This is a genomic window from Virgibacillus salexigens (assembly GCF_000723585.1).
Taxonomy (GTDB): Bacteria; Bacillota; Bacilli; order Bacillales; family Amphibacillaceae; genus Virgibacillus; species Virgibacillus salexigens.
On the sequence record NZ_CCDP010000001.1, the window covers coordinates 1,469,910 to 1,489,907 of the forward strand.

Here is a 19,998-nt window from a genome sequence, read left to right on the forward strand (position 1 = left end):
CTTCCGGGACATAATATAACCATGTGGGACTATTTGTGTCCATGCGAAGGAGTCCTTTAATGAGAGAGTTAATTGAATTACAAAAGAAATTATTGCCAGATGTTTTAGAAATTATGCAGCAACGCTATGCTATTCTGCGTAGCATTGACTTACTTCAACCAATCGGCAGAAGGGGGCTAGCTGAAAACACAAATATTACCGAACGAAGTGTTCGTAGTGAAGTTGATTTTTTTCAGAAGCAGGATTTAATTCAAATTACTGCAAAAGGAATGTTTATCACAGAAGAGGGTAAAGTAATTTTAGAAAAATTAGCTTCATTTATGAGCGAAATTATGGGTTTGCGTGTTTTAGAACAGCAGCTTCAGGATAAATTATCAGTAAGGAGTGCTATTGTAGTACCTGGTAATAGTGATAGCCATGAATGGGTCAAACAAGAAATGGGAAAAGCAAGCGTAGCCTTTTTAAAAACCATCATAGGTGATAACAACACGATCGCAGTTACTGGTGGTACAACGATGGCTGCAGCTGCCAGAATGATGACGGCTTTAACAAACCAAGGCGATCCCTTATTTGTCCCGGCTCGTGGTGGAATAGGGGAAAAAGTAGAAAATCAAGCAAATACCATTGCTTCAGAAATGGCTCGCAAAGCCAATGGAGACTATCGACTACTTTATGTTCCAGATCCATTAAGTGAGTCAGCTTATCAGTCTATTATTCAAGAACCCTCTGTCAACGAAACATTGCAGCAAATAAAAAGTGCAACCATTGCAATGCATGGAGTTGGGGACGCACTAACCATGGCACAACGTAGAAAAACAACGGATGCTATCATTCAAAAGTTAAAAGACAACCATGCTGTAAGTGAAGCATTCGGTTATTACTTTGATGGAGAAGGAAATGTTGTACATAAGGTGCGTACAGTAGGAATTCAACTAGAAGATTTAGAGCGTATGCCTTATGTAATCACCATCGCTGGAGGGAAATCTAAAGCCCGGGCAATAGCATCCTATTTTAAACAAGGCAAGAGCGATCTGCTTATTACAGATGAAGCAGCCGCAGAACAGATTTTAAAGGGAAATTAATCTCTTTAAATATAAATAGTCAAAAACAAATTTTAGGAGGAATATACATGGCAGTAAAAGTAGGAATTAACGGTTTTGGTAGAATCGGACGTAATGTATTTCGTCAAGCTCTAAAAAATGATGAGGTGGAAGTAGTTGCAGTTAATGATTTAACAGATGCTAATATGTTAGCTCACCTTTTACAATATGATTCTGTTCACGGTCATCTTGAAGAAGAAGTGACGGTTAATGGTTCCAATATTGTAGTTGGTGGAAAAGAGATTAAAGTATTATCTGAACGTGACCCTGCTGACTTAGGTTGGGGAGATCTTGGCGTCGAAGTAGTAATTGAATCTACTGGCCGTTTTACAAATGGTGAAGATGCACAGAAACACATTGATGCAGGAGCGAAAAAAGTAATTATCTCTGCACCTGGTAAAAATGAAGACCTTACAATGGTTATGGGTGTTAACGACGATCAATATGACCCTGCTAAACACAACATTATTTCGAATGCATCTTGTACAACAAACTGTCTTGCACCATATGCTAAAGTATTACATGACAAATTCGGGATTAAACGTGGCTTAATGACAACGATCCACTCTTACACAAACGACCAACAAATCCTTGATTTGCCGCATAAAGACTATCGTCGTGCTCGTGCAGCAGCTCAAAATATCATTCCTACAACTACTGGGGCTGCTAAAGCAGTAGGTAAAGTATTACCGGAACTTAATGGGAAGCTAAACGGTGGAGCAGTACGTGTTCCTACTCCAGATGGTTCATTAGTAGATCTTGTAGCAGAATTAGATCAAAATGTAACAGCTGAAGATGTGAATGCAGCATTAAGAGAAGCTGCTGAAGGTGAATTGAAGGGAATTCTTGAATACAGTGAACTACCACTTGTATCAACAGATATTGTAGGTAACACACATTCTTCTATCGTAGATGGTTTATCTACAATGGTATTAGAAGATAATATGGTAAAAGTAATTTCATGGTATGATAATGAAATGGGATATTCTTCTCGTTGTGTGGACTTAGCTGCATTCTTGAAAAAACAAGGACTATAAGAATAGGAGTTGCGGAGGAGGAACCAAATCCTCCTCCGTTTCCATGTGTAAAAATAGCTCTGCTGAATTAAATGAATGATTAATGATCCCACCTGAGGGAATCCCTAATAAATGAGAGTAAATGGTACATATTCCTAAAATTGGGAGGTAGATAAAATGAACAAAAAAACATTGAAAGACCTTGATGTCAAAGGAAAAAAAGTATTTTGCCGTGTGGACTTTAACGTTCCGATGAGTGAAGGTAAAGTAACGGATGATACACGTATAAAAGCTGCACTTCCAACGATTGAATACCTTTCAAATCACGGGGCAATCACCATTTTAGCAAGTCACCTTGGTCGACCTAAAGGCGAAGTAGTTGAAGAGTTGCGTCTAGATCCAGTGGCAGAACGTTTAAGTGATTTAATTGAAAAAGAAGTAGTGAAGACGGATGCTGTATATGGTAATGAAGTCAATGAAGCTATTTCCCAAGTAAGTGAAGGCGATATTATTTTAATTGAAAATGTTCGCTTTGAAGCCGGTGAAGAAAAGAATGGTGAAGATCTTGTAAAAGCATTTGCTAATATGGCTGATTACTATGTGAATGATGCTTTTGGGGCTGCGCATCGTGCACATGCATCTACTACAGGAGTTGCTGAAAAATTACCAGCCGCTGCAGGATTTTTAATGGAAAAAGAAATTGAAGTACTCGGCAAGGCATTAGAAAACCCTGAACGCCCCTTTACAGCAATTATCGGTGGAGCAAAGGTAAAAGATAAAATTAATGTTATTGATCATTTACTTGATAAGGTAGATAATTTGATTATCGGTGGCGGACTAGCCTATACCTTTGTTAAAGCACAAGGATATGAAGTTGGAAAATCCTTGTTAGAAGAAGATAAGATTGAACTAGCGAAAGAATTCATGAAAAAAGCAGAGGATAAGGGAGTCAACTTCATACTTCCAGTAGATGTGATTGTTGCAGACGATTTTTCAGAAACTGCGAATACAAAAGAAGTTGGTATTGATCAAATTCCTGCTGATTGGGAAGCGCTAGATATTGGTACAGAGACAAGAAAGAAATACGCACAGGTAGTGGCAGATTCCAAGTTAATTATTTGGAACGGACCAATGGGCGTATTCGAAATGGAAGCATTTGCTAATGGAACAAAAGCTGTTGCGGATGCATTAGCAACAACAGAAGGTTACACTGTAATTGGTGGTGGAGATTCTGCTGCTGCAGTAGAAAAATTTGATTTAAGTGATAAAATGGATCACGTTTCCACAGGAGGAGGCGCCTCTTTAGAGTTTATGGAGGGGAAAGTACTACCTGGAGTCGAAGCATTAAGTGACAAATAATACGATAATGAGGTGAGACGGATGCGGAAGAAAGTAATCGCTGGAAATTGGAAAATGAATAAAATTGCCACCGAAGCAAATGAATTTGTTGATGAGGTCGCAGCGAAAGTACCTGAAGATAAACAAGTGGAGGCAATTGTTTGTGCTCCATTTCCATTTCTAGCAGCGATTGTGGATAAAACCAAAAATACAAACCTAAAAGTTGCTGCTCAGACGATGCATTATGAAGAAAGCGGAGCGTTCACTGGTGAAGTTAGCCCAACTATGCTTGAAGATTTAGGCGTTTCGCATGTCGTTCTTGGACACTCTGAGCGTAGAGAATATTATAACGAGACAGATGAAACGGTAAACAAGAAAACACATGCTGCGTTTAACCATCATTTGGTTCCAATTGTATGTGTTGGTGAAACTTTAGAACAGCGTGAAGCAAATGAAACAATGGATCATGTAGAGAACCAAGTTACAAAAGCATTAAAAGGTTTATCTAATCAACAAGTAGCAGATACAATCATTGCCTACGAACCGATTTGGGCAATTGGTACAGGTAAAACAGCTACAAGTGATGAGGCAAATGAAGTATGTGCTCATATTCGCCAAGTTATTGGAAAAATTACTTCACCAGAAACAGCAGAAAAAGTGGTTATTCAATACGGTGGAAGTGTAAAACCGGCTAATATTGAAGAATTGTTAGCTCAATCGGATATTGATGGAGCATTAGTAGGCGGAGCTAGCCTTAAATCAGATTCCTTCTTACAATTAGTGGAGGCAGGTACAAAATGAAACAAGATAAATTAGCAGCATTAATCATCTTAGATGGCTTTGCTATTCGAGACGAAGAAAAAGGGAATGCTGTCAAGCAAGCTCGCACCCCAAATTTTGACCGATATTGGAATACCTATGCGCATAACCAATTAACTGCATGTGGAGAAGCTGTTGGACTTCCAGAAGGCCAAATGGGCAACTCTGAAGTTGGTCATTTAAATATTGGAGCAGGGCGTATTGTTTATCAAAGTTTAACACGTGTGAATGTATCGATTAAAGAAGGAGACTTCTTTGAAAAAGAAGCGTTTAAGAAATCAATTGAGAATGCAAAGAAAAATAATAAAGCGCTGCATGTCTTTGGCTTACTATCAGATGGTGGTGTGCACAGTCATATCAATCATTTATTCGCATTATTAAAACTAGCAAAAGATAATGAACTGCAAAAAGTATATGTTCATGCATTTCTTGATGGACGAGATGTCGGTCCACAAACAGCAAAAACATATATTAAACAGACCCAAGAAAAAATGAACGACTATGGTGTTGGAGAATTTGCCACGATTTCTGGTAGGTATTATTCGATGGATCGTGACAAACGCTGGGATCGAGTGAAAAAAGCATATGATGCAATGGTTTACGGTGAAGGGCCAGCATATCAAGACCCAATCGATGTCGTTGATGACTCCTATGCGAATGAAATCTATGATGAATTCGTTATTCCTTCTGTTATTACAGATGAGACAGGTGAAGCAGTAGGGAAAGTACAGGATGGGGATTCCATTATCTTTTATAATTTCCGTCCAGATCGTGCCATCCAAATTTCACGTACGTTTGCTAACGAAGATTTTCGCGAATTTGACCGTGGTGAACATATACCAAAGAATTTAGATTTTGTGATGTTAACAAACTTTAGTGAAACCGTAGATGGTTATGTAGCATATGAGCCAGTGAACTTAGATAATACGATTGGGGAAGTGTTATCGCAACATGGTATGAAACAATTACGGATTGCTGAGACGGAGAAATATCCGCATGTAACATTCTTTATGAGTGGTGGACGTGAACAAGAATTCGAAGGAGAAAAACGAATTTTAATTGATTCACCAAAGGTAGCAACCTACGATTTACAACCAGAGATGAGTGCTTATGAAGTGACGGACGCGTTACTAAAAGAACTTGACACTGGGGAACAAAATGCGATTATCCTAAATTTTGCTAATCCAGATATGGTTGGACATTCAGGAAAACTCCAGCCGACTATTGATGCTATTGAAGCAGTGGATGAATGTCTTGGAAAAATCGTTGATAAAATTAAAGAACTTGGTGGGAATGCCATTATAACGGCCGATCATGGTAATTCCGATGAAGTAATTACTGTAGACGACAAACCGATGACCGCTCATACAACGAATCCAGTACCGGTAATTGTAACGAAACAAGATGTTACCTTACGGAATGGTGGGATTTTAGCAGATTTATCACCAACTTTACTGGATCTATTAGAGATTGAAAAACCAATAGAAATGACTGGCAATTCATTAATAAAATAAAACGAAAACTAAAGGAGAGAATAATTATGCCATACATTACTGATGTTTATGCACGTGAAGTATTAGATTCGCGCGGTAACCCTACCGTGGAAGTAGAAGTATTTACCGAATCTGGAGCATTTGGATCTGCACTTGTACCAAGTGGAGCTTCTACTGGTGAATATGAAGCGGTAGAATTACGAGATGGAGACAAAGATCGTTATCTAGGAAAAGGTGTTCAAAAAGCAGTTCAAAACGTAAATGAAGTGATTGCACCGGAACTACTGGGTATTGATGTTACTCGTCAAAATATCATTGATGCATTAATGATTGAATTAGATGGAACGGAAAATAAAGGGAAGCTTGGTGCCAATGCGATTCTTGGTGTTTCCATGGCAGTAGCGCATGCGGCATCTAGTTATTTAGAAGTGCCATTATACAACTATCTAGGTGGATTTAACGCGAAAACTTTGCCAACACCAATGATGAATATACTAAATGGCGGGGAACATGCTGATAACAACGTGGATATCCAAGAATTTATGATCATGCCAGTTGGTGCAGAATCTTTTAAGGAAGCGTTACGTACCGGTGCTGAAATCTTCCATTCATTGAAAAAAGTATTGAATTCAAAGGGCTATAATACAGCTGTAGGTGATGAAGGTGGTTTTGCACCAAATCTTGGTTCCAATGAAGAAGCCCTACAAACAATTGTTGAGGCAATTGAGGCAGCTGGGTATAAACCTGGGGAAGAAGTAAAGCTAGCTATGGATGTAGCAGCATCTGAAATATACGAAGATGGTAAATACAATTTGAAAGGTGAAGGAGTCGTTCGTACATCTGAAGAAATGGTTGATTGGTATGAAGATATGATTAATAAATACCCAATTATTTCAATTGAAGATGGCCTTGATGAAAATGATTGGGATGGTTTCAAAGTCTTAACAGATCGTCTTGGTGGACGTGTCCAACTTGTTGGAGATGACTTATTCGTAACCAATACGAATAAACTTTCCCAGGGTATAGAAAAAGGTATTGGAAACTCGATCTTAGTTAAAGTAAATCAAATCGGTACGTTAACTGAAACATTTGAAGCAATCGAAATGGCTAAACGTGCTGGTTATACTGCTGTTATTTCACATCGATCTGGTGAAACAGAAGATGCTACGATTGCGGATATTGCTGTTGCTACCAATGCAGGACAGATTAAGACCGGTGCACCATCTCGTACGGATCGCGTAGCTAAATACAATCAATTACTTCGCATTGAAGATGAGCTAGCAGGTATGGGAGAATACGCTGGTAAAACAGCATTCTATAATCTAAACAAATAATCTTATAATAAAACCTCTTGAAGGGTGATGCTTCAAGAGGTTTTTTATTGGTCTAAGAAATATAAAATTTTACAATTGTACTAACGAAATAAGTGAATTACCCATCGTCCGGCTTAAGCAATCAGCACAATAAGTCTGGCCATACCGCATAATGCGAAAATTCTTGTAAAGTCACTTTTGGTTTTTCTTATGATTGAAACAAGCCTAAGCCGTAGTAAAAAATTAGATTATGCTTTAAATATAGATAAAAGGTAATCATAGGACGAAAAGTGTTGGGAATATAATACAAAATGGGATGAAGCTGGATGATGGAGGGGTAGAATGGTTCAAAAAGTGCTTTTATTTGGTGATGTTGGTATAGATGATACCATTGCTTTAATTTACGCGTATCTCAACGATGATATAGAGATTGTTGGGATTGTGGCGGATTATGGGAATGTATCTAGAGATAATGCTATTGCTAATATCTTGTATATACGAAGTTTATTTCCTACACAGGAAGTGCAAGATATAAAAGTTATTGCTGGCGCGCATATCCCGATGACTGGGGAAGCTCCTGAATACGTACCAGAGATCCATGGCGAATATGGCCTTGGTCCAATTACTCCACCAAAAAAACATTTGAGCAATGGAATAAGTGAGAACTTCTTTGAAGTTGTCGAATTAATCAATAGGTATAAAGATGAATTGGTTATTGTAAATATTGGTCGATTAACCTCATTAGCAAGTTTATTTATTCTTTATAAATCACTCATGTCTTCCATTAAAGCATATTACATTATGGGAGGAGCTTTTTGGGTCCCTGGTAATATTACAGCAGTTTCTGAGGCGAATTTTCATGGTGATCCAGTTGCGGCGCAAATTGTCTTAGAAAATGCAAAAAATGTAACGATAATCCCTTTAAATGTAACCAAATATGCTATCGCTACACCACAAATGGTTGATTTTATCGATCAAATGGGATCTGTACATATTGTTAAAGTACTATTGGATTATTATTATGATTTTTATAAAAAAAGAAATCCAACTATCCAGGGAAGCCCATTACATGATGTGTTAACGTTAATGGCTGTTTATAAACCAGGTATGTTAAGTTATCAAAAGTTGCCTATTCATATTGTGCAAGCTAAAAGCGGTATAGTTAGGGGACAGAGTATTGCCGATATTCGTCCATATGCTAATTTGGAAGATATGCAAACAGATGAAGCAGTGGGTGGAAAAATTCATCGCATTGCTTTTCAATTAGATTACCAGAAGTTCTATATCGATTTGATGTCAATTATGACAGGCGAAAGATTTGATGGATATGCGAAATAAATAACCCCTATAGTTATCAACTATAGGGGAAATATGTTATTGCGTTTTCTCTTTAATAAATTCGACTACTTCTTCAGCTGTTCCCATGGATAGAATCTGTTCTTTATAAGCAGTCATTTCCTCTTTAGAAAGGCGAAGAATTTGTGTACGGGCTGGTAAGATGGAAGTTGCACTCATACTGAATTCATCTAAACCAAGTCCTAATAATATCGGAATTGCAATGGAATCGCCTGCCATTTCACCACACATTCCGGCCCATTTTCCTTCTTGATGAGCAGCTTCAATCACATTGTGAATAAGATTTAGAATTGCCGGGTGATACGGTTGATAAAGATAAGATACTTGTTCATTCATCCTGTCCGCAGCCATTGTATATTGAATCAAGTCATTCGTCCCAATACTGAAGAAATCAACTTCTTTTGCAAACTGTTTTGCTGTAACAGCTGTAGAAGGAATTTCTACCATAATTCCAACCTCGATATTTTCAGAGACATCATAACCTTCTTTTTGTAAAGCTTCTTTCTCGTCTAATAAAAGTGCTTTCGCTTTACGGAATTCTTCAAGGGTTGCAATCATTGGGAACATCACTTTTAAATTACCGTATGCGCTAGCACGCAAAAGAGCCCTTAATTGTGGACGGAAGACATGTTCGTTTTCTAAGCAGAAACGAATAGCACGAAATCCAAGGAAAGGATTTAGTTCTTCTGGAAGATCTAAGTAATTTAATTCCTTATCTCCACCAATATCTAATGTGCGAACTACCACTGGTTTTCCTTCCATTTGTTCTAAGACAGATTTGTAAGCATCAAATTGCTCTTCTTCTGTTGGCAATTGACTTTTGCCCATGTATAAAAACTCTGTTCGGTAAAGTCCGATACCTTCACCACCATTGGCAAGTACACCGGCAACATCTTCAGGTGTTCCGATGTTAGCAGCTAACTCTACCTGTTCTCCATCTGAAGAAAATGTAGGTTCATCTTTTAATTTCGCCCATTCTTGTTTCTTTTCAGCAAATTCTTGTTGCTTCTGACGGTAACTTGCAATTTGATCCTCAGAAGGGTTGATAATGACATCACCTTCATTCCCGTCAACAATCAGGAGGTCTCCTTGTTTAATTATTTTAGTAACCTCTTTTGTACCAACAACAGCTGGTATTTCAAGAGATCTTGCCATAATTGCAGAGTGGGAAGTACGTCCTCCTATGTCTGTTGCAAACCCTTTTACAAAATCGCGATTTAATTGGGCCGTATCGGAAGGAGTTAGGTCATTAGCAATTACAATTACTTCTTCATTAATTAGAGCAGGATCGGGGAAAGTAACCCCTAATAAATGAGCCATTACTCGTTTCGTTACATCATGGATATCGGCTGCTCGTTCCCTCATGTATGCATTATCCATGTTTTTGAACATATCAATAAACATATTAGCAGTTTCATCAAGTGCTGCTTCAGCCATGACATTTTCGGTAGTAATCTTATCTTTAATTGGATTAATGAGTTCAGGGTCGTTAAGAACTAACAAATGAGCTGAAAATATTTCCGCATGCTCATCACCAATCGCCTCTTTTGTATGGGCTTTAATTTTTTCTAATTCCTGCTTGGAAATTTCCAATGCTTTATTTAATCGTTCGATTTCCTCATTTGGGTTATCGATAGAGACTTTTTCAAATGATAAATCTGGGGTTTCAAGCTGATAAGCTTTCGCAATTGCAATTCCAGAAGATGCTGCAATTCCTTGAACATTCGACATAATCATTTCCAACCTTTCTACATTTCAATCACTTTCTATTTTAACCTGTCGACATTTTAGGTACAAGCAATCAGAGGCAATTTCTTAAAAGTTTGTCGAAAAAACTAGAAAAATAGCTTTTTTAAAAGGAATGTTAATTTTATCCAATACAACAACTAGGCTTCTTCATTCTCTTTAATTGCCTCTAACCACTTTGTTAGTAAGTCAAATACTTCTTGTCTATTATCCTCATGTAATAATTCATGTCGTCCGTTTGCAAAGAACATGGTAGTTACATTCTCTAGACCAACTTTTTTATAGGTCGTAGCTGTTTTCCACACACCTCTTGTATAATTGCCAACTGGATCACGATCTCCACTTAATATAAGAATTGGAAAATCAGGACGTATTTGTCGGTTCCGCTTTGTTTTCTGCATGGCAATTAACCCATTCATTAAATCATAAAAGAATCTACCGGTTGGAGTAAAGCCAGTATAAGGGTCTTTCATATAGTTTTTTATGGTACTTTCATTCCTGCTTAGCCATTCAAAACCAGTAGGCGAATGGGGTATTTTTTTATTATAGGTTCCAAAAACAAGCTTATTCATAAGGGGGGATTCTTTTCTACTTGGTAAAAAAGAAGCAAACCACTTGCCTGCTAAAGTCTTTACAAATGGAAAATAGCCGGTACCAGAAAGAATAGCTGCGTTAGCTAGGTGACTATTGGTTTGAAGATAGATACGTATTAAAAAAGAACCCATACTATGACCAATTAAGTACAGCGGAAGTTCAGGAAACGCTATTTTGATCCTTTTGGATAATTGGGTAAGATCATCCACTGTTTTCATAAAGCCATCTGAGTCTGCAAAGAATCCAAGTTGCCCTTGTCGTTCTCCTGTTTTACCATGGCCACGGTGATCATTTATGTATACAATAAATCCTTTTAAAGCTAAATGACTTGCAAATTCATCATATCTTTCACCGTGCTCCATCATACCATGTGCAATTTGTATAATTGCCTTTGGGTATAGATTCGGTTTCCATACCCTAGTAAATAGGCAAGTGCCATCCTTGGATGGATACCAAAATGATTCTTTTATCATTATCATAAGCTCCCATCAATTTAATATGCTTTTATTATAATTCGTTACACTTTTTCTAGGAATAGGAGATAGCAATTTTAAAAAGTGTCACATTAACCGCTGAGCATAGGAAAAAGCTTGCTATTTCAAAGTAAACTATGCTAAAGTTAATATAAGTTCACGTATGTTTTTTCTACTAACATACAAGCAGCGGAAGAATTCCAGATTTTTTGGTTTTGGTATAGGTTACAGGGGGTATCATACAAATATGCTAGGAATCGTAAACGTATTATTAGTGATTGATGGAATTATTATGATTGTACTTGTTTTATTGCAGTCTGGGAAAAGTGAAGGTCTGTCTGGTGCCATTTCTGGTGGTGCAGAGCAATTGTTTGGAAAACAGAAAGCAAGAGGGATTGATCTTGTCTTACACCGAGGAACAATTGTAACAGCAGTTATCTTTTTTGTACTAGCTTTCCTAAGCGCATATGTTTTACAATAAATAACGAAACCCTTATCGCTAATAGTGATAAGGGTTTTTATTATATAATGTGGGAGTAGTCTGCATTATCATTTAAAATAGGCTTTATGATTTAATTTTAGAATATGGGTAAAGTACTAAAGAAGAATGGCAGAAGGAGTTGCAGGAAGAATGAAAGTAAAACAACCACAACCTTTTACGTTTGAAGCAGGACCACGTGCGGTATTATTATTACATGGGTTTACTGGGCATTCAGCTGATGTTCGTATGTTAGGAAGATATTTAGAAAAAAGGGGTTACACGAGTCACGCCCCGATTTACCGTGGTCATGGATTACCACCAGAAGAACTAGTAAAAGCTACACCAAAAGAATGGTGGGCCGATGTCAAAGAAGCATATAATCATCTGAAGGAACTTGGTTATGAGGAAATAGCGGTGGCAGGGTTATCTTTAGGCGGGGTATTAAGCTTGAAATTAGCCTTCACGGAAAAAACAAAAGCAGTAGTAACCATGTGTTCTCCAATGTTTTTTGACAATGAGACACAACTTACAAAAGGCTTCCAAACTTTTTCTAAAGAATACAAACAATTAGAAGGGAAAGATGAAGCTGTTATTGAAAAAGAAGTAGAGGAATTACTTGAGCAATCAACGGAAGTATTCCAGCAATTAGGCAAATTTATTACAGAAGTAAAAAATGAAGTAGACACTATTTATACACCAGCAATGGTTGTTCAAGCAAGACAGGACGAAATGATTAATACAGATAGCGCCAATTATATTTATGAGAATGTAGAATCAGATCATAAGGCTTTGAACTGGTACGAAAATTCTGGACATGTAATCACCATGGATAAAGAGAAAGAGCAAGTGTTTGAAGATATTTATCAATTCCTTGAAACATTGGATTGGGAAGAATGATTATAATTATCAAAGAACGTGAACAATAAAAAGAAAGAAGGTGAAGAAAGTGAAAGAAAAAATACAAAATTATTTCAAAGAAAATGGAACCAAACCATTAGCTGTAGATGAATTAGAAGAAGTATTAGAAATTGAAGATGCAGTAGAATTTAAACAACTAGTTAAAGCACTAAATGAATTGGAAGAAGAAGGCGAACTTGTTCGGACACGAAAAAATCGTTTTGGACTGCCAGAAAAAATGAATTTAATTCGTGGTAGAATTCAGATGCACGCGAAAGGATTTGCATTTCTAATCCCTGATAATGAACAACAAGATGATGTGTATATTCATCATTCTGATCTTGCTTCTGCGATGAATAACGATAAAGTGTTAGTACGTATTGAGAAAAGAGATAAGGATGGGAATCGCCCTGAGGGGACCGTTATTCGTATATTAGAACGCGCAACGCTGCAAGTTGTTGGGACGTTTGAAGATAATCGTTCCTTTGGTTTTGTCATTGCGGATGATAAGCGGATTCCAAATGATATCTTTATCCCGAAAAGCATGACTAACGGTGCAGTAAGTGGACATAAAGTAATTGCCCATATTACAAAGTATCCTGAAGGTAGAAAAAGTGCTGAAGGAGAAATCATTCATATTCTTGGTCATAAGAATGATCCGGGAATTGATATCATATCGATCATTCATAAGCACGGAATTAAGGTTGACTTTCCAACTAAAGTATTGGACCAAGCAGCTAATACTCCAGAAACCATATCCGAAGATGAGATTAAGGAGAGAAGAGACCTTCGTGATGAAACCATTGTCACCATTGACGGAGCCGATGCCAAGGACTTGGATGATGCCGTTTCTGTAAAAAAATTAGAGAATGGAAACTATCGATTAGGTGTCTATATTGCGGATGTTAGTTACTACGTAGATGAAGGAAGTCCAATTGATCAAGAAGCACTAGAAAGAGGTACAAGTGTCTATCTCGTTGACCGTGTTATTCCAATGATTCCACATCGTTTATCCAACGGAATTTGTTCATTAAACCCACAGGTGGATCGTCTAACATTAGGTTGTGAAATGGAAATAGACCGTTCTGGAAATGTAGTGGATCATGAAATTTTTCAAAGCGTTATCCGTACGAATGAACGAATGACATATTCCGATGTCAACAAAATTTTAGTGGATAAGGATGAGGAGTTACGTAACCATTATAAAGAATTAGTACCTTTCTTTGAAGATATGGAGGCGCTAGCCGCCATATTACGAGGAAAACGAATGGGCCGAGGAGCGATTGACTTCGATTTCAAGGAAGCGAAGGTGCTAGTAGATGAGAACGGCAAACCGGAAGACGTGGTGCTACGGGAACGTTCTGTTGCGGAGCGTCTTATTGAAGAATTTATGCTCGCAGCAAATGAAACAGTAGCTGAACACTTCCACTGGATGGATGTACCATTTATTCATCGAATTCACGAAGATCCGGATCCCGGGAAATTACAAACATTCTTTGAATTTCTAGCTGGTCTTGGTTATGTAGTGAAAGGGGCAAATAATGAGATCCATCCCCAAGCATTACAAAAAGTATTAGAAGAAGTACAAGGAAAACCAGAAGAAATGATTGTTTCCAAGTTAATGCTTCGTTCGATGCAGCAAGCAAAATATGATCCTCAAAGTATTGGTCATTTTGGACTTGCAACCGAATTCTATACGCATTTCACATCCCCAATTCGCAGGTATCCGGATTTAACTGTACATCGCCTTATTCGTACGTACTTGATTCAAAAAAATATGGATCAGAAAACATTGCAGAAATGGAAGGATGCAATGCCGGAAATTGCTAGACAAACATCGGAAGCAGAACGAAGAGCAGTAGATGCTGAACGTGAAACGGATGATTTGAAAAAAGCAGAATTTATGCAAAATAAGATTGGCGAAGAATATATTGGCGTGATTAGTTCCATTACCAATTTTGGTTTATTTGTTGAACTAGAGAATACGATTGAAGGGTTAATTCATGTTAGCTATTTAACCGATGATTATTATCACTATGATCAACGAAGTCAAGCCATGATTGGTGAGCGTACAGCGAATATGTACCGCATTGGAGATGAAGTGAAGGTAAAAGTAGCTGGTGTTAATACAGATGAACGTACGGTAGACTTTGAAATGGTTTATGCAGAAAAACCGAAAAAGAAGAAACGAATAAAAGCAAAGAAAGCAAAAAAATAGTGAAGAAGCCGCTGTTGCCATAATCGGTCAGCGGTTTTTAAGTCAAAGGAGCAGATCATGACACAGGAGGTAATCGTAGCATTCTTATTCACTTTATTCGCTGGCTTAGCTACAGGAATAGGGAGTTTATTAGCATTTTTTACGAAAACGACAAATACTAAATTCTTATCTTACGCATTAGGGTTTTCAGCTGGTGTTATGATCTATGTTTCCATGATCGATATTTTTGTCAAAGCCCAAGATGCCTTAATAACTGAACTTGGCGATGGATATGGGAACTGGGCCACGGTTGGATCTTTTTTTGTTGGAATCCTATTTATTCTTTTCATTGATCGTTTTATTCCTAAAAGTACTAACCCGCATGAATTGAAAAAAGTAGAAGATATGAAGCATCCCCAAGCAGTAATAAATGATCCTGATTTATTAAAAATGGGTGTTTTTACTGCATTAGCAATTGCAATTCATAATTTTCCTGAGGGTATTGCAACATTCATTTCAGCGTTGCAAGATCCTGCGCTTGGTTTAGCTATTGCTATAGCGATAGCAATACATAATGTTCCTGAAGGAATTGCCGTATCAGTACCCATTTATTATGCAACTAATAATAAACGGAAAGCTTTTCGCTTATCGTTTTTATCTGGACTGGCTGAACCCATTGGGGCAATTGTCGCGTTTCTTATTTTAATGCCGTTTTTAACAGACCTAATGTTTGGGATTATCTTTGCTATGGTGGCGGGGATCATGGTGTTTATCTCTTTAGACGAATTATTGCCAGCAGCTAAGAAATATGATGAGGCACACCTTTCTATTTATGGTGTTATTAGCGGCATGGCTGTAATGGCTTTAAGTTTATTATTATTAAATTAAGACGCAATTATAATTGGAATACGTTAGAATATTTGATAAAATAAGGGGCATGCAAGCAGTAGGAGGAAGTTCTTATGCCAAAAGGACAAGGAAATACAGTCGCACAAAATAAACGTGCTTCTCATGATTACTTTATTGAAGATACCTATGAAGCAGGTATCGTTCTGCAAGGTACTGAAATCAAGTCCATTCGAGCAGGTCGAGTAAACATTAAAGATTCCCATGCCCGAATTGATCGTGGAGAAGTTAAATTGATTAATCTGCACATAGCAGAATATGCACAAGGAAATCGATTCAATCACGACCCAACTCGTACAAGAAAACTATTATTACATCGGAAAGAAATTAATAAATTAATTGGATTAACACAACAACAGGGCTACGCACTTGTTCCATTGAAGATCTATATTAAAAATGGATATGCTAAAGTATTACTAGGTTTAGGAAAAGGGAAAAAGAAATACGATAAGCGCGAGGATCTGAAACGAAAGCAAATGAAGCGAGATGCTGATCGTGCGATTAAAGAACAGACGCGATAAAGCTAGCTGTAACCTTACTAGTAACTTGACTTTTTCGCCAAAAATGCTATAATAGGAATTGTCATTAGGAAGTTAAAACAATCATATAAATATGCTCATTCTTCCGAGCGTTACTCTTATTTTATATGGGGACGTTACGGATTCGACAGGGATAGATTGAGCTCAGGTTGCACGTCGAGGTTACGGCTCGTAAAACGTTATGCCTAAATATAACTGGCAAAGAAAACAATCAACCTGCTTTAGCAGCTGCGTAAGCTCTGCTAAGCGATCCTTCCTGCTATTGCCCGTGTAGCAGATTGAAGGGTCTCAAATGAAACGGGCTATACAATCATTCGCCGTCTGAGGATGGTTGTTGAAACGAATCAGACTAGCTTCTCTAAAGCCCGTCGGTAGGCTGCAGAGTAAGTAAATGATAATATACCGAATAAGCGTGTAGAAGCCTGAGTGGCGATATCTCTGGACGTGGGTTCGATTAGTAAATAGTCGCCTTTTACGGTAACGTAAAAGTGATAATTCGGCTTTATCGGTGAAACCTAAGTTGCTATATTGATTAGTAATAAGGCAATACCGAGTGGTGATTGAAGTAATTCAACAGCCATGTATCGACTTATAGGCTACCTTATAGGTAGTACTAGGATGTGAAATGCTGCTTGTAAAGTAAATCTAAATTTCACATAAGACGCCGAAGAACCTTTACAAGGGTTCAAGATATAGTCAGTGCCATGACGAAAGCATGGAGTGCATGTCCCACCGTCTCCACCAATACATAATTGGTGGTTTTTTATTGTTTATTAAATTTATTGTAGAAAGAATTCTTCTTCAAATAGTAATTTTTTTTAAAAGCCGATGGAGTATATTTTCCATTTCTTGGAGTAACCAACTCATAGTTTTTAATATCCAATTCGCTCTTTTTCTTTTTTTGCTGATTCTTAGATAAGGATAGATAGCTTTTAAAGTATTAAATACTTCTATTTTCTTTTGAGTGGTTTCTGGTTAACGTAATTGTTCCTTCTCCTTCTATAATCCCAGCAGCTACCTCCCATTGTTCCATGTTATCTCTCCCTTTTTAGTTATATTATAGCAATAAGTTAGGATAAAGTTATATATAATTAGAGAAAAAAGAAAACCACCTTTCAGTCTTACCAAGGTGGTTTTAATACGTTATAAATCAAATATTGTCCCCATTAATGAATAGATAATAACTGTAGAGAATAGTACCGTCATATAAATAAGAGAGAATAGAAACATGGATTTTGCCCATTTCTCTGAGTCCATCTTATGGTACCCAAGGATACTAAGCGTTAGCCAGGATAGGCTTAAAAGAAGAGCGACTAATTGAAGTCCTAAACTTAAGGTACCTAGTAAGAAGCTGGTTGCTACCACAACAATTAAATAAATATTGGTTTGGATATACGTTCTACGTATTCCTTTAACTACTGGTAGCATAGGAACTCCTGCGGCTTGATATTCTTTGTGTTTGCGTATGGCAATGGCATAGAAATGAGGCATTTGCCAAATAATTGATATAATAAATAGACCAATAATAGCAGGGTGGGTGATATCAGGATAAATAGATGCCCAGCCAATGAGAGGTGGCATGGCGCCAGAGATACTCCCAATTTCTGTATTATATACTGTTCGACGTTTGCTCCACATCGTATAAGGTACGGTATAAAAGAACAACCCTAAAAATCCTAATAAACCTGCTAATGGCGTAGCTAGAGCCAACATGAAAATACCCAGTACAGCCATCGTAATGCCAAGTAGTAAAACATTTCTAGGTTTAATTCTGCCAGTAACGGTTGGTCTATTTTTTGTTCTTTCCATGATTTTATCAATATCTCGGTCATACAAATTATTTAATGCCCCAGCGGCTCCTATTACTAAACTTGTCCCAATAAGAGCGAATAAAATCTCGGGAAGTTTTTCAGTTAGACTATATTGATAGGTATAAATAGCTAAAAATAATCCAGCAAACATGGGGATTAAATTTGATTTTATAATCCCTGTCTTTACTGTCTGTGCGAGTGCGTTTACCAAGGTTTGTTTGGATTCGACTCGGTTATCGTTCTTCTGCATCTGACCATCTCTCTTTCTTACCCTTCCATTTTATCAAAAAAAGCTAGCAAAGCATTAAAAATGTCTTTTTTTCACATAATGGTCAAATAAATGGTAAATGCAGAGAAAAATAAGTAATTCTTAGTCTATTTTAATATCTTTTTAATCCTTGAGTATAACGTCCAGATGGCTATGAAGTAAACGAAGTAACCAGCGAAGCTATACAAATGACTCCAATTTGCAGCATGAACAAATAACCCATAATGTTCTGCAATATGCTCCATAATAAAAGCACTCAAACTACATATGAATATAAAAATTATTCTTGACAGTCCTCGGAACGAACGGATCATATAGACATAAAGAACAGTAGCTGTTGGAAGAATGAAGATAGTGAATAAAATATTTACTTGAAATACTTCTGGAAAAAGTCGTTCAGGGAAGGAATAAAGGCCTTTACCAACAAAAAACAGGTCTAAGTATGTACCAAGTATGCATGAAAATAAAGCAATCAAACAAGAAGCTATTATATTAGACTTATTTGAAAAAGATCGCATTTTTTGCGATGATTGCAAGTTCGATTTTTTCAAGTGCGTTACAATAATCATCATATATTTCCCCACCTATTTCTTTTTCCGATTTATCTAAATAATACAATACTTGATAATCATGGAACCAATCCTTCTTTTCTGCCTCTTTATGTTCTACATCTGCCCAAGCAAACTGTAATGGCGGGCTATAAATTCTTGTTTTTCCTTTTTTTAATCTACAGTTTTTTGTCCTTCGCTTGTAACTTGGTCCTGGAGCAGATTCATTCACTGGATGAAAGAGGTCCTTCCAATAATCTGATCTAGACCCAGTATGAGGGTGCTTGGCCGCCCATTGAATAATAGCTTGTAACCTTGCTTTACGTTGAAATAGTAAGTCGTATAATCGAATACCTATGTTAATTCGTTGATGAAGCTCGTCAAACTGATAGAGGGTGTCTCCAACAACACTTGGTCTCCCAGTTATTTCATTAAGCTTAGGGAAGATAATGTGATTAAAACGAAACGTATCATATAGTTTAAATTCGATCGTATGTAGTACCGTGTCCTGAAAATGTTTGTTTTGAATCACACGTTCTTCTAGGTAATTTTGTTCATTAATAATCATGGCGATGGCTAATTGCCTGCAATCTCGGTACTCCCAAAAATTATTCCAAATCACCTCCATGAAAATCGAGACATCTAAATAAGGAAGTAAGTAGAATAAGTTTTTTTGTTTTGCAAGACTTTGTTGATACAATAAGCATTGAGGGAAGACATCTTGAAAGATTAACCAGTTTCCACGTTCTAAAAATGAAAAAAAATTCTCTCGTTCTCTATTTGTCATTAACCTCGGCAATAGGTCGCCTTTTAAATCCGTCATATTCCAACCACCATTACGTGATACTAAATGGCCAAGCAATGCCCAGTGTATTTCTGGATGAGCACGATAAAATTCATAATACGCTTTCGTTCGAGTTATATTATTTTTATTGAATTTTGTTGTTTTTTTATCTATCTGTTCAATAATGTTGATTTCCCATGGAGTGAGATCTGATTTTGAAAATGAAGAAGGCAATTGTTTTGCTTTTTGTTTTAATTGTTTTTTCAGTTTCTGATTTATCTTGGGCCGTTTTTTAAAACAATTAATCATAAAGCACCTC

At 37.1% G+C, this 19,998-nt stretch carries 17 protein-coding genes and 1 other RNA gene; 13 read left to right on the forward strand and 5 right to left on the reverse strand.

Annotated elements, in window-relative coordinates; genetic code table 11:
- Positions 1-59: 59 nt before the first annotated feature.
- The 7 genes from BN990_RS06620 (at position 60) to BN990_RS06650 (ending at position 8,417) form a co-directional block, all read left to right on the forward strand.
- A complete protein-coding gene (locus BN990_RS06620) occupies positions 60-1,082 on the forward strand; it encodes a sugar-binding transcriptional regulator (protein WP_021289032.1) in 1,023 nt (340 codons plus the stop codon).
- 47 nt (positions 1,083-1,129) lie between these two features.
- A complete protein-coding gene (gene gap, locus BN990_RS06625) occupies positions 1,130-2,137 on the forward strand; it encodes a type I glyceraldehyde-3-phosphate dehydrogenase (protein ID WP_021289031.1) in 1,008 nt (335 codons plus the stop codon).
- 156 nt (positions 2,138-2,293) lie between these two features.
- Positions 2,294-3,475: a phosphoglycerate kinase gene (locus BN990_RS06630; protein ID WP_021289030.1), complete on the forward strand. Its 1,182-nt coding sequence runs from the start codon at positions 2,294-2,296 to the stop codon at positions 3,473-3,475.
- 21 nt (positions 3,476-3,496) lie between these two features.
- Positions 3,497-4,255, forward strand: coding sequence for a triose-phosphate isomerase (gene tpiA, locus BN990_RS06635; protein ID WP_038243043.1), 759 nt, complete (start codon positions 3,497-3,499; stop codon positions 4,253-4,255).
- Positions 4,252-5,787, forward strand: a complete 1,536-nt coding sequence (gene gpmI, locus BN990_RS06640) for a 2,3-bisphosphoglycerate-independent phosphoglycerate mutase (RefSeq protein ID WP_021289028.1) — start codon at positions 4,252-4,254, stop codon at positions 5,785-5,787. The genes tpiA and gpmI overlap by 4 nt, the downstream gene beginning before the upstream one ends.
- A 26-nt stretch (positions 5,788-5,813) precedes the next feature.
- The gene (gene eno / locus BN990_RS06645) at positions 5,814-7,100 is read left to right on the forward strand and encodes a phosphopyruvate hydratase (RefSeq protein WP_021289027.1); all 1,287 of its coding nucleotides are present in this window, start codon (positions 5,814-5,816) and stop codon (positions 7,098-7,100) included.
- A 321-nt stretch (positions 7,101-7,421) separates the two neighbouring features.
- Positions 7,422-8,417, forward strand: a complete 996-nt coding sequence (locus BN990_RS06650; protein ID WP_038243044.1) for a nucleoside hydrolase — start codon at positions 7,422-7,424, stop codon at positions 8,415-8,417.
- A gap of 36 nt (positions 8,418-8,453) precedes the next feature.
- On the opposite strand, the gene ptsP is transcribed toward BN990_RS06650, so the two are convergent.
- Both ptsP and BN990_RS06660 read right to left on the reverse strand, forming a co-directional pair.
- Complete coding sequence (gene ptsP / locus BN990_RS06655) at positions 8,454-10,166, reverse strand: phosphoenolpyruvate--protein phosphotransferase (RefSeq protein ID WP_038243045.1); 1,713 nt, start codon at positions 10,164-10,166, stop codon at positions 8,454-8,456.
- Between the two features lie 155 nt (positions 10,167-10,321).
- Positions 10,322-11,248: an alpha/beta fold hydrolase gene (locus BN990_RS06660; protein WP_038243046.1), complete on the reverse strand. Its 927-nt coding sequence runs from the start codon at positions 11,246-11,248 to the stop codon at positions 10,322-10,324.
- A gap of 247 nt (positions 11,249-11,495) precedes the next feature.
- On the opposite strand from BN990_RS06660, the gene secG reads away from it, so the two are divergent.
- The 6 genes from secG to ssrA all read left to right on the forward strand — a co-directional run bounded on the left by secG (position 11,496) and on the right by ssrA (position 16,725).
- Entirely contained in the window at positions 11,496-11,729 is a 234-nt protein-coding gene (gene secG, locus BN990_RS06665) for a preprotein translocase subunit SecG (protein WP_021289023.1), read from the forward strand.
- 150 nt (positions 11,730-11,879) lie between these two features.
- Positions 11,880-12,626 (forward strand): alpha/beta hydrolase, encoded by a 747-nt coding sequence (locus BN990_RS06670; RefSeq protein WP_021289022.1) that lies wholly within the window; start codon positions 11,880-11,882, stop codon positions 12,624-12,626.
- A 49-nt stretch (positions 12,627-12,675) separates the two neighbouring features.
- Positions 12,676-14,844 carry a ribonuclease R gene (gene rnr, locus BN990_RS06675; RefSeq protein ID WP_021289021.1) on the forward strand — a complete coding sequence of 723 codons (2,169 nt, stop codon included), beginning with the start codon at positions 12,676-12,678 and terminating at the stop codon, positions 14,842-14,844.
- Between the two features lie 57 nt (positions 14,845-14,901).
- Entirely contained in the window at positions 14,902-15,711 is an 810-nt protein-coding gene (gene zupT, locus BN990_RS06680) for a zinc transporter ZupT (RefSeq protein ID WP_021289020.1), read from the forward strand.
- A 74-nt stretch (positions 15,712-15,785) separates the two neighbouring features.
- The gene (smpB, locus tag BN990_RS06685) at positions 15,786-16,250 is read left to right on the forward strand and encodes an SsrA-binding protein SmpB (RefSeq protein WP_021289019.1); all 465 of its coding nucleotides are present in this window, start codon (positions 15,786-15,788) and stop codon (positions 16,248-16,250) included.
- A gap of 135 nt (positions 16,251-16,385) precedes the next feature.
- Positions 16,386-16,725: a transfer-messenger RNA gene (gene ssrA, locus BN990_RS21845) on the forward strand.
- Between the two features lie 686 nt (positions 16,726-17,411).
- Here the strand turns inward: ssrA and cyoE are convergent.
- The 3 genes from cyoE to BN990_RS06700 all read right to left on the reverse strand — a co-directional run bounded on the left by cyoE (position 17,412) and on the right by BN990_RS06700 (position 19,988).
- Positions 17,412-18,329: a heme o synthase gene (gene cyoE, locus BN990_RS06690; protein ID WP_038243048.1), complete on the reverse strand. Its 918-nt coding sequence runs from the start codon at positions 18,327-18,329 to the stop codon at positions 17,412-17,414.
- 125 nt (positions 18,330-18,454) lie between these two features.
- Entirely contained in the window at positions 18,455-18,919 is a 465-nt protein-coding gene (locus BN990_RS23600; RefSeq protein ID WP_021289016.1) for a CBO0543 family protein, read from the reverse strand.
- Entirely contained in the window at positions 18,846-19,988 is a 1,143-nt protein-coding gene (locus tag BN990_RS06700) for a DUF2515 family protein (RefSeq protein ID WP_038243049.1), read from the reverse strand. The genes BN990_RS23600 and BN990_RS06700 overlap by 74 nt, the downstream gene beginning before the upstream one ends.
- Positions 19,989-19,998: the final 10 nt, after the last annotated feature.